This is a genomic window from Streptomyces sp. NPDC017991 (assembly GCF_044328075.1).
In the GTDB taxonomy this organism is placed as follows: domain Bacteria; phylum Actinomycetota; class Actinomycetes; order Streptomycetales; family Streptomycetaceae; genus Streptomyces.
The window spans coordinates 660986-675014 of the sequence record NZ_JBIRGP010000004.1 but is presented as its reverse complement, the minus strand read 5'-3'; the positions used below and the strand labels follow the sequence as shown (position 1 = coordinate 675014).

7 protein-coding genes are annotated in these 14029 nt (G+C 71.1%); all 7 read right to left on the bottom strand.

Annotated features, from left to right (window positions below; genetic code table 11):
* Nucleotides 1-176: 176 nt before the first annotated feature.
* The 7 genes from tmk to ACH4DZ_RS15760 all read right to left on the bottom strand — a co-directional run bounded on the left by tmk (nt 177) and on the right by ACH4DZ_RS15760 (nt 13890).
* Nucleotides 177-3524 (bottom strand): dTMP kinase, encoded by a 3348-nt coding sequence (tmk, locus tag ACH4DZ_RS15790; protein WP_398287633.1) that lies wholly within the window; start codon nt 3522-3524, stop codon nt 177-179.
* 225 nt (nt 3525-3749) lie between these two features.
* Entirely contained in the window at nt 3750-6590 is a 2841-nt protein-coding gene (gene topA / locus ACH4DZ_RS15785; RefSeq protein WP_398287632.1) for a type I DNA topoisomerase, read from the bottom strand.
* Nucleotides 6591-7001: 411 nt separating this feature from the next.
* A complete protein-coding gene (locus ACH4DZ_RS15780; RefSeq protein ID WP_398287631.1) occupies nt 7002-7199 on the bottom strand; it encodes a hypothetical protein in 198 nt (65 codons plus the stop codon).
* 537 nt (nt 7200-7736) lie between these two features.
* The gene (locus ACH4DZ_RS15775) at nt 7737-9257 is read right to left on the bottom strand and encodes a methyltransferase (protein ID WP_398287629.1); all 1521 of its coding nucleotides are present in this window, start codon (nt 9255-9257) and stop codon (nt 7737-7739) included.
* Nucleotides 9258-9455: 198 nt separating this feature from the next.
* Complete coding sequence (locus tag ACH4DZ_RS15770) at nt 9456-10049, bottom strand: small secreted protein (RefSeq protein ID WP_398287628.1); 594 nt, start codon at nt 10047-10049, stop codon at nt 9456-9458.
* 239 nt (nt 10050-10288) lie between these two features.
* The gene (locus ACH4DZ_RS15765) at nt 10289-12694 is read right to left on the bottom strand and encodes a sodium-translocating pyrophosphatase (protein WP_398287627.1); all 2406 of its coding nucleotides are present in this window, start codon (nt 12692-12694) and stop codon (nt 10289-10291) included.
* Nucleotides 12695-13446: 752 nt separating this feature from the next.
* On the bottom strand, nt 13447-13890 hold the full coding sequence (locus ACH4DZ_RS15760) for an ATP-binding protein (RefSeq protein WP_189773175.1): 444 nt from the start codon (nt 13888-13890) through the stop codon (nt 13447-13449).
* Between the last annotated feature and the right edge of the window lie 139 nt (nt 13891-14029).

Sequence of the window (14029 nt, the reverse complement as noted above, 5' to 3'; positions counted from 1 at the left end):
GAGCCGCTGCCGCGCCTTTTGTCGCACGTGTGCCTGCTGCGTCCCATTGTGCGGGAGGGCACTGACAACGAGGCCCGACGCCGGCACGGCCCCGCTGCCAGGGCCCTGCCGGCGCCCTGCCGACGCCCTGTCAGCGCGCTGTCGGCACCGTGCCGACGCCCGTGCCCCCGATGGCTTCAGCGCCGCCGGCGCCCGTTCCCCTCGTCCTGCTCGTCGTCGTCACGCGGGCCGAGCAACTCGTCGGCCAGCGTCGGCAGATCGTCCAGCGGGGTCTCCTCCGCCCAGTCCGAACGGGGGCGCCGCCGGGGCCTGCCCTCGGCGTCTACCTGGGGCAGCTCACGAGTGCCACCGTCGGAGGCCCCGGTTCCGGTCCCGTACCCGGGAGGGACCCGGTTCTCGGGCCCACGGCCACGCTCGTCCCGTACCGGGCGAAGGACCGCCGTCTCGTCCGCGGCGGGCTCCGGACGGACCGGCGGCAGCACCGCGGTCTCATCGACGGCGCCCTGCGGGGGCTGCGGAACCTGCGGCAGCACAGCCGTCTCGTCGCCGGCCGAAACGCCGGCCGACCCAGCACCCGGTCCGGTGCCCGACCCGGCACCCTGCCGGGCATCGCGCGGCGGCACCGGAGGCAGGACGGCCGTCTCGTCGACCGGACCACCGGACGCGTTCGTCGGCGTCACCATGGGCGTCTGCACGGTGCTCTCGTTGTCCGGGCTCTCATTGTCCGGACCCTCGTTGTACGGGCCGCCGCTGCCCGAGTTCCCCTTGTCAGGACTCTCGTGGCCCGGACCACCCGCCACCCGACCGGACCCGGCCCTTCCGGAAGGCCCGGAGGCCGCAGGCCCAGCCCCCGCGGACGCAGACGAGGCAGACGCGGACGCCGCAGCCGCCTCCCGCGCCGAGGCCGCCGCAGCCGCCGAAGCAGTGGTGGCCGCCGCAGCAGCAGCCGCGGCCTCCGCCGCCCGCCGCGCCTCCTCGGCCCGGACCAGCGCCTCCTCGGCCTTCCGCTGCTTCTCCAGGCGCCGCTCCTCGGCCTCGGCCCGCAGCCGCGCCTCCTCCTCGGCCTGCTTGCGCCGGCGCTCCTCCTCGGCCGCGCGGGCCTTCTCCTCGGCGAGCTGCCGTGCCTTCTCCTGCTCGGCACGCACGCGTGCGGCCTCGGCGCGCTGCCGGGCCTCCTCGGCCTGCCGCTCGGCCTCGCGCCGCTGCGCCTCTTCCAGTTCGAGCCGCTTGCGCTCTTCCTCCTCCGCGCGCAGCCGGGCGAGCTGTTCCTGGCGCTCGCGCTCCAGCCGCTCCTCCTCCGCCTTGCGGGCCGCCTCTTCCTCGGCCTTGCGGCGCGCCTCTTGCTCGGCGGCCCTGCGTGCCTCCTCCTTGGCCTCGATCTCGGCCTCGGAGAGCGGCAGCACCACGTCGAGCCGGTGCCGGATCACGGTCGTGACGGCCTCGGGTTCCTGCCCGGCGTCGACGACCAGGTAGCGGCCGGGGTCGGCGGCGGCCAGCGTCAGGAAACCGGACCGCACGCGCGCGTGGAACTCGGCGGGCTCCGACTCCAGCCGGTCCGGCGCCTCGGTGAACCGCTCGCGCGCGGTCTCCGGCGCCACGTCCAGCAGCACCGTCAGATGCGGTACGAGCCCGTCCGTGGCCCAGCGGTTGATCCGGGAGACCTCGGTGGGGGACAGATCGCGCCCCGCTCCCTGGTAGGCCACCGAGGAGTCGATGTACCGGTCCGAGACCACGACCGCGCCCCGCTCCAGCGCGGGCCGCACCACGGTGTCCACATGCTCCGCGCGGTCGGCCGCGTACAGCAGCGCCTCCGCGCGGTGCGAGAGGCCGGCCGACGACACGTCCAGCAGGATCGACCGCAGCCGCTTGCCGACGGGGGTGGCGCCGGGCTCGCGGGTCACCACGACCTCGTGCCCCTTGGCGCGGATCCACTCCGCGAGGGCCTCGGCCTGGGTGGACTTGCCTGCCCCGTCACCGCCCTCCAGGGCGATGAAGAACCCGGCGTCGGTGGGTGCCTGTACCGGGTCGTCCCCGCCGCGCAGCGCGTCCCGCAGGTCGTGCCGCAGAGGTACTCCGGAGCGGTCGTCGGCCTTGGCGAGGACCAGTGCGGCGACCGGCAGGAGCAGCGCACCGACCAGCATCAGCGTGAAGGCGGCGCCGCCGTGCGCGAACACGAACTTGCCGTTCTCCAGGCGGTGCGGACCGATGGCGGCCGCCACCAGCGGCGCCACCAGGACGCCCACGGCCACGAAGACCCGTACGACCGCGTGCAGGTGTTCCGTCGTACGCGCGCGGCGGTAGTCCTCGGCCTCCTGGTCGAGGAGCGCGTGGCCGGTGTTGGCGGCGACGCCCGCGCCGATGCCCGCGAAACCGACGATCAGGAGCACGGTGGTGACGTCCGGGACGAGTCCCGCGGCGAGCAGCGCGATCCCGGTGAAGGCGATCGCCAGGGCGAGCAGCCGCCGGCGCGACAGGGACGGCAGCAGCTTGGGCGCCGTACGGATGCCGACCACGACCCCGCCGGTCGCCGCGAGCACCAGCAGCCCGAACGTCACCGGACCGCCGCCCAGGTCCTTGGCGTGCAGCACGGCTACCGCGACGGCTGCCGCGACGGCCCCGGCGACGGCCGCGCAGGCGAGCACCAGGAGCGGGATGGCCCCCGTACGGCCCTTGTCGATGCCCGAACCCGTCCTGGGGCGGCGCAGCCCTTCCAGCGGCGACCGCGCGCGCGGGGTGCGTACGTCGGGCAGTTCGAGGAAGGTGAGCACCGACAGGGACGCGGCGAACAGGCCCGCGGCGACGTACGAGGCGAGCGCCGCCTGGTGCTGGTCGAACCACGCGAGTCCGGCGCCCAGCAGGTTGTTGAGGAGCCCGGCGACGACGAGCACCGCCGCCGCGAGGGGCGCCGCGACGAATCCCGTACGCAGGGCGAGGCGCCGCAGGGCGTCCATGTGGTCCGGCAGCGGCCGTACCGTCGCGCCCTCCAGCGGCGGCGCGGGCAGCAGCGCGGGCGCCGCGCTCTCGCGGCACACCGTCCAGAAACGCTCGGCGACCCCGATGACGAACGCCGTCACGAGGAGCACGGCCAGCGCGTTCTCAGGGGTCCAGTCGATCCACAGGGGCGCGATGATCAGCAGTACGGCCCGTACGCCGTCCGCGCCGACCATGGTCCAGCGGCGGTCGAGCGGACCGTCCTGGGCGGTGAGGGAGGTGAGCGGGCCCAGAAGCACCGCTCCGAAGAGCAGCGTCGCGAGGATGCGTGCGCCGAAGACCGCCGACACGGCGAGGGCCACTCCGCGGTAGCCGCCTCCGAAGGATCCGTCGGACACCGCGGCCTGCAGGGCGAGCAGGACCAGCACCAGCAGGGCGAGGGCGTCACCGACGCCGCTCACCAGCTGTGCGCTCCACAGCCGCCTCAGTTGCGGTACCCGCAGCAGCGCCCGGACGGCTCGCTCCCGTGAGTCTGCGACCAGGGAGTCGTCGGGGGCCGGAGTGTGGGCCGTTGGCTGCTCGGCTCGCGTCATCCTGCCAGCCTATCCGGACGCACCCGGTCCCCGAATAGGGCCCCGAACATGCGAACGCCCTCGACACCAAGTGGTGTCGGGGCGTTCGTTCCGGGAACCGAAGGTGCAAGAACCGGTCCGCCTCCGGTCGGTCTCCCGACCGTCTGCGGACCGGTCCTCGACACCGGTCCTCGACCGGGGACGGAGAGCGGCTCAGTCCTGGGTGCGGCCTCTGTGAAGAACGGCTCAGTCCTCGGCAGTCGCCTTGGCCGCCGTGGCCTTCGCGGTTGTCTTCTTGGCGGCCGTCTTCTTGGCGGTGGTGGTCTTCTTTGCGGCCGTTTTCGTAGCAGCGGTCTTCTTTGTCGCTGTTTTCTTCGCGGGCGCCTTCTTGGCGGGTGCCTTCTTCGCCGCCTTCTTGGCCGTCTTCTTCGCCGGCCCCTTCGCCCGCTTCTCCGCGAGCAGTTCGAAGCCCCGCTCCGGAGTGATCGCCTCGACACTGTCGTCGGACCGCAGGGTCGCGTTGGTCTCGCCGTCCGTGACGTACGCGCCGAAGCGGCCGTCCTTGACGACGACGGGCTGCCCGCTGACCGGGTCGGTGCCGAGTTCCTTCAGCGGCGGCTTGGCGGCCGCGCGGCCACGCTGCTTGGGCTGCGCGTAGATCGCGAGGGATTCGTCGAGAGTGATCGTGAAGAGCTGGTCCTCGCTCGTCAGGGAGCGGGAGTCGGTGCCCTTCTTCAGGTACGGGCCGTAGCGGCCGTTCTGGGCGGTGATCTCCACGCCCTCGGCGTCCTTGCCGACGACGCGCGGCAGCGACATCAGCTTGAGCGCGTCCGCGAGCGTCACCGTGTCCAGGGACATCGACTTGAAGAGCGAGGCCGTACGCGGCTTCACGGCGTTCTTGCCGGTCTTCGGGGTGCCCTCGGGCAGCACCTCGGTGACGTACGGGCCGTAGCGGCCGTCACGGGCGATGATCTGGTGGCCCGACTCCGGGTCGGCGCCCAGCTCGAAGTCGCCGCTCGGCTTGGCGAGCAGTTCCTCGGCGAGCTCCACGGTCAGCTCGTCAGGTGCCAGGTCCTCCTGGACGTCGGCGCGCTGGTGGTTCTCGGAGTCCTTCTCGCCGCGCTCGACGTACGGCCCGTAGCGGCCGACGCGCAGCATGATGTCGCTGCCGTCCACGGCGAACGACGAGATCTCGCGGGCGTCGATGGCACCGAGGTCGGTGACGAGCTCCTTGAGACCGCCGAGGTGGTCCCCGTCGCCGTTGCCCGCCTCCGCGGCGCCGGTCGCCTCGCCCTCGCCGAAGTAGAAACGCCTGAGCCACGGGACGGACTGGGCCTCGCCCCGCGCGATGCGGTCGAGGTCGTCCTCCATCTTGGCCGTGAAGTCGTAGTCGACGAGCCGCCCGAAGTGCTTCTCCAGGAGGTTGACCACGGCGAAGGACAGGAAGGAGGGCACCAGGGCCGTCCCCTTCTTGAACACATAGCCGCGGTCGAGGATCGTGCCGATGATCGACGCGTACGTCGACGGGCGGCCGATCTCCCGCTCTTCGAGCTCCTTGACCAGGCTGGCCTCGGTGTAACGGGCCGGGGGCTTGGTCGCGTGGCCGTCGACCGAGAGCTCCTCGGCGGACAGCGGGTCGCCCTCCTCCACCTGCGGGAGGCGGCGCTCGCGGTCGTCCAGCTCGGCGTTCGGGTCGTCCGCGCCCTCGACGTACGCCTTCAGGAAGCCGTGGAAGGTGATCGTCTTGCCGGACGCGCTGAACTCGGCGTCCCGGCCGTCGGAGGCCCTGCCCGCGATCTTCACGGTGACGGAGTTTCCGACCGCGTCCTTCATCTGGGAGGCGACGGTCCGCTTCCAGATCAGCTCGTACAGCCGGAACTGGTCACCGGTCAGGCCCGTCTCGGCCGGGGTGCGGAAACGGTCGCCCGAGGGGCGGATCGCCTCGTGCGCCTCCTGCGCGTTCTTCACCTTCCCGGCGTACACACGCGGCTTGTCCGGCAGGTAGCTCGCGCCGTAGAGCTGCGTGACCTGGGCGCGGGCCGCGGTGATCGCGGTGTCCGAGAGGGTCGTGGAGTCCGTACGCATGTAGGTGATGAAGCCGTTCTCGTACAGCTTCTGCGCCACCTGCATCGTGGACTTCGCGCCGAAGCCGAGCTTGCGGCTCGCCTCCTGCTGGAGCGTGGTCGTACGGAACGGTGCGTACGGCGAACGTCGGTACGGCTTCGACTCGACGGACCGTACGGAGAAGTCCGTGTTCTCCAGGGCGGCGGCCAGCGCGCGGGCGTTGGCCTCGTCCAGGTGAAGGGTGTTCGCGCCCTTGATCCGGCCGAGCGAGTCGAAGTCACGGCCCTGCGCGACACGCTTGCCGTCGACGGCGGTCAGCCGGGCGACCAGGTTCGACGGGTCGCTGCGGTCGCCGGCCCGGCCGGTGCCGAAGGTGCCGGTCAGGTCCCAGTACTCGGCGGAGCGGAAGGCGATGCGCTCGCGCTCCCGCTCGACGACGAGCCGGGTCGCGACCGACTGGACGCGGCCGGCCGACAGCCGCGGCATGACCTTCTTCCACAGGACCGGCGAGACTTCGTAGCCGTAGAGGCGGTCGAGGATACGACGGGTCTCCTGGGCGTCGACCATGCGCTGGTTGAGCTCGCGCGGGTTGGCGACGGCGCTGCGGATCGCGTCCTTGGTGATCTCGTGGAAGACCATCCGGTGGACGGGGACCTTGGGCTTCAGTACCTCAAGGAGGTGCCACGCGATGGCCTCGCCCTCGCGGTCCTCATCGGTTGCGAGGAAGAGCTCGTCGGAATCCTTCAGCAGGTCCTTGAGCTTCTTTACCTGGGCCCTCTTGTCAGCGTTGACCACGTAGATCGGCTGGAAGTCGTTCTCGACGTCCACACCGAGCCGACGCACTTCGCCGGTGTACTTCTCGGGCACCTCCGCGGCGCCGTTGGGGAGGTCGCGGATGTGCCCGACACTCGCTTCGACGACGTATCCGGGGCCGAGATAGCCCTTGATCGTCTTCGCCTTGGCAGGCGACTCGACGATGACGAGTCGGCGGCCGCCGTGTGCGGTCTCGCTGGTCGGGGACAACTTCGCTCTTCTCTCCGGTCGACGCAGGGGGTCTCGCCCCAGGCCTTGAACCCGGGGGTCGGGTCATGCTGACGCTGCGGAGTGTGACGGTACATCCCGCCCCCGTGTCAAACGGGAAAAGCCCGCAACGGCCACTCGAACGGTAACCCGACTCCCGCCATTCCTGCCGCCCGGAGTGCCGACCTGCCCTTTCCGGGACATCCGGAGCGTGACCTCTCAATTACCGGAGAGGGCAAATCCGACCGGCGTCGATCTTGCCCGCGCCCGCCCTCGTACGGCGATTACAGGACAGGGGAGACGGTGTTTCCCGGACAGCGGGGCGGCGTTGCGGGCGGCGGGGCGGCCTCGCGCGGACACCGGGAGGCGTTGCCCGAAGAACGGGGCGGCCCGGCGCGTCGATGGCGACGGCGCTCAGACGCGAGTGAAACACCACACTGCGAGGAGCACGGCAGCCGTCCCGGCGAAGCCCGCGACCGTCGCCGATGCGACGGGGCTCACCCCGTGGGCGACGGGCGCGCGCTGCCGCAGCCGGACCGCGGTCCACAGCAGCAGTCCGCCCCCGAACAGGGCGAACACCGATCCCGTGAAGATCGCCGGTCCGCTCTCCATGACTCGTCCCTCCGCCCTGGTGTGTCCCCCGGGGTCCGCCCTCACGGGCCCCGGGTCGCGCCCTCGTGTGCTCCGGGTCGCGCCCTCGTGTGCTCTGGTCGGGAGGCTGGCACCTCCGGGAAGCCGGAATCCCAACCCGGGGTGAACGGGAGGCGGCCGACTCCGTGCGCCCCGAAGCGGAACAGCCCACACCGCGACCCGCACCGTTGCCGCACCCAGCACCGCACCGGTGCCACGCCACTCCCGCCGGGAGCGAGCCGGGAGCGGACCGCTCGGAAGGGCCGACCACCGCACGTAACAGGAGCCGACCATGCCGCCAGGTGGAGTCCGTCACACCGCGCCGGGCGCCGATATCTTTCCGCTCGTCTGCGCGGCGCCGGCAGGGCTCACCGCGCCCACCGCGCACACCGCCTCGGTGGATCCCCGGTTCCAGAAGTACTGGTCGGCTCGCGGCGCCGCGAGCCGTTCGGCACCGACTTGAACGGCGCGAGCGCCGTACGGGAGAGCCGGTCCCGGCGGGCCCGGGGGCCCGCGGCGTCACCGCGCCGCGGGCTCGATGAATCCCTGCTCGACCAGCAGCCGGATCTGGGCGGGCGTCCGGTCGCGCAGCAACACCGGATCCTCTCCGACCAGTTGGGCGATGGCGTCCAGGATGCTTCCCGCGCTCAGCGTGCCGTCGCAGACGCCCGCGAACCCCGCGCCGACCGTGTCCACCTTCGTGGCCCGCCGCATCCCGCGGTGCTGGCGCAGCACGACGTGCTCCGGGTCCTCGGCACCGGGCAGCCCGACCTGCTCCTGCACGACCTCGCCGACCAGCCGGAAGTGAGCCGCCAGCAGGGCCGCGTCGTCGTGCTCACGCAGATAGTCGACCCGCTCGAAGTGCGCGCGCACGGCGTCGCCGAGCGGCTGCTCGACGGAGTGCGGCCACTCCTCCAGGACGACCGAGGGCAGCTCCGCGTCCGACCTGCGCAGCGTGATCCAGCCGAAGCCGACGGCCTTCACCTTGCGCGCCTCGAACTCGTCCAGCCAGGCGTCGTACCGCGCCTGGTACTCCACGGGATCGGCGTGGTGGTCGCCCGCGTCCCGCAGCCACAGTTCGGCGTACTGCGTGATGTCCTGGACCTCGCGCTGCACGATCCACGCGTCGCAGCCGCGCGGCACCCAGGAGCGCAGCCGGTCCTGCCAGTCCTCGCCCTCCACGTGCTGCCAGTTGGCCAGGAACTGCGCGTATCCCCCTTCGTTCAGGTGCTCCCCCGCCTCCTGAACGAGCGTGCGGCACAGATCGTCCCCGCCCATCCCGCCGTCGCGGTAGGTGAGCCGGGCGCCGGGGGAGATCACGAAGGGCGGGTTCGAGACGATGAGGTCGAACGTCTCGTCGCCCACCGGTTCGAAGAGGGAGCCCTCGCGCAGGTCGGCCGCCGGAGCCCCGGACAGCGCGAGGGTGAGCGCGGTGATGTGCAGCGCGCGGGGGTTGAGGTCGGTCGCGCTCACGCGCGTGGCGTGCTGTGCGGCGTGCAGCGCCTGGATCCCGGAGCCGGTGCCGAGATCGAGCGCGGAGGCGAAGGGGGCGCGCACGGTGATGCCCGCGAGCGTGGTGGACGCGCCGCCCACTCCGAGTACGACACCTTCGTCATGGCTGCCGATGCCGCCGGCCCCGCCGACCGCGCAGCCCAGGTCGGAGACGATGAACCAGTCCTCGCCGCCCGGTCCGCCGTACGGCCGTACGTCGACCGCCGCCGCGACCTCGTCCCCGCCGACGCGAATCAGCCAGCCGCCCTCCAGGCAGTCCTCCACCGGCAGAACGTCCGCCACGCGCGCGTGCGGCACGGGCTGCTGCAGCAGGAACAGCCGTACGAGCGCTTCGAGCGGGGAGTCGCCCCGGGTGGCCCGGAGCGCGGGTACGGTCTCGCTGCGGGCCAGCGCCGCGTACGCGGGGGCGCCGAGCAGGTCGAGCAGCCCGTCGGCGCTGAAGGAGGCGCCCAGGAGGGCGTCCCGCAGCCGTGCGGTGACGTCGGTGCGGTCGGACGAGGGCAGCGGTGCCAGGCTGGTGTTACTCACCCGCCCATTGTGACGCGCGACCGGCACCGGGCGAGCGGCCCGCGTCCCCACGTCACCCACCTGACCGGATCCGCGTCGCAGGGCCCGCGTTACGTGGTTCGCGTTACGCGGTCCGATCATGCGATCCGTCGGAGCGGGCGGGCCCGCGCCGGAGGGCCTCGGCGGCGCCCCGGCGTTGGGCAGCGAATCCGCCGGGGTTCAGCTCTTCGTCGCCGAAGCCGACGGGGACGCGCTCTTGCAGCTCTCCTGCTTGGCCATCGCCTTGCCCACGTCGCCCTCCTCCAGCTTCGCGAGGGCGTCGTTGCCGCTCTGGCTCAGCTTGTCCAGCTGGGTGGCGATCCCCTTCAGACCGTCGGCGAACTTCGCCTGGTCCTTCGTGTCGAGGTCGTCGACCTGCTTCTTGAGGTCGCCGTACGACGCGGAGATGGTGTTGAGCTCCTTGACGGCGTCCGTCTTCTTCTTCTCGCCGCCCTCCACATCCGGCGCCCCGGCCTTGTTCACGGCGCTGCCGATCGCCTTGTAGGCGTCGGACATGTCCTGGAAGGCCTGGGCGTCGGTCTTCTGGACGTCCGCCGGGGTGCTGTTGTCCGAGGTCTGCTTCTGGATGGCGGTGTTGGCCGCCGAGATCTTCTTGGCCTGCGGCTTCACCGCGTCGCAGACCTGCTTGGCCCAGGAGTTCAGCTTGTCGCTGTTGTCGTCACTGCCGCCGCATCCCGACAGCGCCAGTACCAGTACCGCACCGCCGGACAGCGCGGACGCGAGCTTCTTGTTCACCGGGTTGGTCCCTTCCATGGCTCTCGGCCCCGGAACATACACGCCAATCGGGCGACACCACCGTGACGAACATCCGTTTGACCCTCTATTGAAGCCATTTGCACCAGGCGGGGAACAGGCGAGATAAGGCTCACGAAACAGGGCGTACGCACAGACGTACACACCGGCGTACGCACAGACGGGCGGGCGGACAGCGCGTCAGTACGCGCCGTCCGCCCGCCCGTTGAGCGGAACCCGCCCAGTCGATTGCCCGGAGGCTACGAAACCACCGCCGGATCGACCGGCTTGGCCACCCGCTCGGAGTTGCCCTCGTCGCCCACGGCGATGCCGCGCCGCTTGGACACGTACACCGCGCCGATGATGACGGTGAGCGAGAGCACCGCGATGAGGACCCGCATGCCGACGCTCTTGTCCTCGCCGTAGCTGAATTTGACCACTGCCGGCGCGATGAGCAGCGCCACCAGGTTCATCACCTTCAGGAGGGGGTTGATCGCCGGGCCCGCGGTGTCCTTGAACGGGTCGCCGATCGTGTCGCCGATCACCGTCGCGGCATGGGCCTCGCTGCCCTTGCCGCCGTGGTGGCCGTCCTCGACGAGTTTCTTGGCGTTGTCCCACGCGCCTCCGGAGTTGGCGAGGAAGACCGCCATCAGCGTGCCGGTGCCGATGGCGCCCGCGAGGAACGAGCCGAGCGCGCCGACCCCGAGCGTGAACCCGATCGCGATCGGCGTCAGTACGGCGAGCAGACCGGGCGTGGTCAGCTCGCGAAGCGCGTCCTTCGTACAGATGTCGACGACGCGCCCGTACTCGGGCTTCTCGGTGTAGTCCATGATCCCGGGGTGCTCGCGGAACTGCCGCCGCACCTCGTAGACCACGGCCCCGGCGGACCGCGAGACCGCGTTGATCGCCAGCCCCGAGAAGAGGAAGACGACCGCGGCGCCCGCGATGAGCCCGACCAGGTTGTTGGGCTGCGAGATGTCCATCATCAGGTTCATCGGGGCGCCCGGGCCCGAGACCTTCTGCCCCACGTCGTTCGCGGCCGTGAGGATGGCGTCCCGGTACGAGCCGAAGAGCGCCGCCGCCGCCAGTACCGCGGTGGCGATGGCGATGCCCTTGGTGATGGCCTTGGTGGTGTTGCCGACGGCGTCCAGGTCGGTGAGCACCTGCGCGCCCGCGCCCTCGACGTCGCCCGACATCTCGGCGATGCCCTGCGCGTTGTCGGAGACCGGCCCGAAGGTGTCCATGGCGACGATGACGCCGACCGTGGTGAGCAGACCCGTTCCGGCGAGGGCCACCGCGAACAGCGCCAGCATGATCGACGTACCACCGAGCAGGAAGGCCCCGTAGACGCCGAGGCCGATCAGCAGAGCGGTGTAGACGGCCGATTCGAGACCGAGCGAGATACCGGCGAGGACGACGGTGGCCGGGCCGGTGAGCGAGGTCTTGCCGATGTCCTTCACCGGGCGACGGGTCGTCTCGGTGAAGTAGCCGGTCAACTGCTGGATCAGCGCGGCCAGCACGATGCCGATGGCGACCGCGAGGAGCGCGAGGATCCGCGGGTCGCCGGACTTGCCGAGGATGGCCTCGTCGGTGACACCGTCCAGGTCGGCGTACGAGGACGGCAGATAGACGTAGACGGCCACAGCCACCAGCGCCAGTGAGAACACCGCGGAGATGAAGAAGCCACGGTTGATGGCGCTCATCCCGCTGCGGTCCGCACGGCGCGGAGCGACCGCGAAGATGCCGATCATCGCGGTGAGTACGCCGATCGCGGGCACGATCAGCGGGAAGGCGAGCCCTGAGTCGCCGAACGCCGCCTTGCCGAGGATCAGCGCGGCGACGAGCGTGACGGCGTACGACTCGAAGAGGTCGGCGGCCATACCGGCGCAGTCGCCGACGTTGTCGCCCACGTTGTCCGCGATGGTCGCGGCGTTGCGCGGATCGTCCTCCGGGATGCCCTTCTCGACCTTGCCTACCAGGTCGGCGCCGACGTCGGCCGCCTTGGTGAAGATGCCGCCGCCGACACGCATGAACATGGCGATCAGAGCGGCGCCGAGACCGAAGCCCTCCAGGACCTTCGGCGCGTCGGCCGCGTACACCAGCACCACACAGGAGGCGCCCAGCAGACCGAGCCCCACCGTGAACATGCCGACGACGCCGCCCGTGCGGAAAGCGATCTTCATGGCCTTGTGCGAGACGGCGGTGAGATCCTTTTCGGGCTCACCCTCCGCCGGGGTCGCTTCCCGTGCCGCGGCGGCCACGCGAACATTGCTGCGTACGGCGAGCCACATGCCGATATATCCGGTGGTCGCCGAGAACGCCGCGCCGATCAAGAAGAAGACCGATCGGCCGGCACGCTGATTCCAGTCGTCCGCGGGCAGCAGCATGAGCAGGAAGAACACCACGACGGCGAATACCCCGAGGGTACGCATCTGCCGCCCCAGGTAGGCATTCGCGCCCTCCTGGATCGCGACCGCGATCTCCTTCATGCTTTCGGTGCCCTCGCCCGCCGCGAGCACCTGGCGGACCAGGACTCCGGCGACGGCAAGCGCCGCAAGGGCGACGACCGCGATCACCACGACGATGAGGCGGTTGTCGTCCGTCAGTACCGCGGCTGCGAGGGTAGTGGGCTGGTCAAACTGATGAGGGGTAGAAAGCCCCGCCATTCGTCCTCCTTGACGCTTGGACCGAGCTCAAGATGTGGACGGATTGTAGGTACCGGAACCTGATCAAAACAGTGCGCGGTAAGCGGAATTGGCCTTCGCGTGCCCTTCAGCAAATGATCCGGGGATCCGCAGGGGGCTCGAAAGTGGTAATGCCTCAAACGCATTGACGCCAGGTCCATTACCGTGCGGCGCGGCGTAAAGCTGATCTTATTGTTGATCGAAATCCAGATCGTGAATTCATTCACGAAATACGCGTGGCTTGATCCGGAGGGCGCCGGGGGCACGGAGGGCCCCGTCGGTGACGACCACCCGAGGGGCTGGAGAGGTCGGAGAGGGCCGATGGGCCGGCCGAGCAGCGGGTGGGGCCGCCGTCGCCCCGTGAGGCGCTCAATGGGGCGCCTGTCGACACCTGGGGGGTATGAGGAACCGCAGCCGCGGGGAGCCCCGCCGCAGGACAGACGTGCCGGAGAGGCGCCGTGGTGGCCGTGGGGCGGACACCGGGCGGCAGAACCGTGCAACGGTGACGGTGCAGGCCGTGAGGCGCGACCCCAGGCCGACCGGTGGGGCGACGCGGTCGGTCGGTGGGGCAGCGCGGTCGGTCGGTCGGACACAGGTCAGCCGCGTGGGCGGCGAGGCGGGGCCGTCGCTGAGCAGTGTGGCCGGGCGGTGGCCGTGCAGTGGCCGGACATGCCAAAGGGCCCTGGTGAGCAGGGCCCTTTCGCACAGGTTCAGGCAGTACCAAGAGGGGTGGATCAGGAAACGAGCGTGGCCGGCGGCGTGGTGGGCCAGCTCATCCTGATCAGTCCGCCGTTCTCACCGGCGGTCACTTCCACGTCGTCGACGAGGCCGCTGATGACCGCGAGGCCCATCTCGTCCTCCTCGGTCTCGACGTCCGCGCCGTCGGCTCCGCCATGGGCACCCGGCGACTTGTCACCGGGAACCGTGTGCGGCGCCTCATCACCGACCTCGATGGAGAAAAGCTTCTCCTCCTCGATCAGCGAGACCCGCACCGGCGCCGAGATTCCGGCGCTTTGGTGCAGGCCGACGGCCCGGGTGCAGGCCTCGCCCACGGCGAGCCTGACCTCGTCGAGGACGGCCTCGTCCACTCCGGCCCTGCGCGCCACCGCTGCCGCCACCAGTCGGGCGGTCCTGACGTGCTCGGGCAGCGCGCTGAAGCGGAGTTCAACGGTGGCCATGCATCCCCCTCGGAACTACGGGCGTGCGGTCGGGGGGTCGGGTCGCCGAGACCTGACCCCCCTCCATTGACTTCTGCCTCCCGGGCCGTGCCCGGGATTCGGCTGTGACGGCTGACCGGCCAGTCAGCAGGGACGGGCC

Bases quoted from the DNA above. Each gene is read 5' to 3' on its own strand.
- tmk (WP_398287633.1), bottom strand. From the start codon at position 3,524: ATGACGCGAGCCGAGCAGCCAACGGCCCACACTCCGGCCCCCGACGAC.
- ACH4DZ_RS15780 (WP_398287631.1), bottom strand. From the start codon at position 7,199: ATGGAGAGCGGACCGGCGATCTTCACGGGATCGGTGTTCGCCCTGTTC.
- ACH4DZ_RS15770 (WP_398287628.1), bottom strand. From the start codon at position 10,049: ATGGAAGGGACCAACCCGGTGAACAAGAAGCTCGCGTCCGCGCTGTCC.
- ACH4DZ_RS15760 (WP_189773175.1), bottom strand. From the start codon at position 13,890: ATGGCCACCGTTGAACTCCGCTTCAGCGCGCTGCCCGAGCACGTCAGG.
- ACH4DZ_RS15765 (WP_398287627.1), bottom strand. From the start codon at position 12,694: ATGGCGGGGCTTTCTACCCCTCATCAGTTTGACCAGCCCACTACCCTC.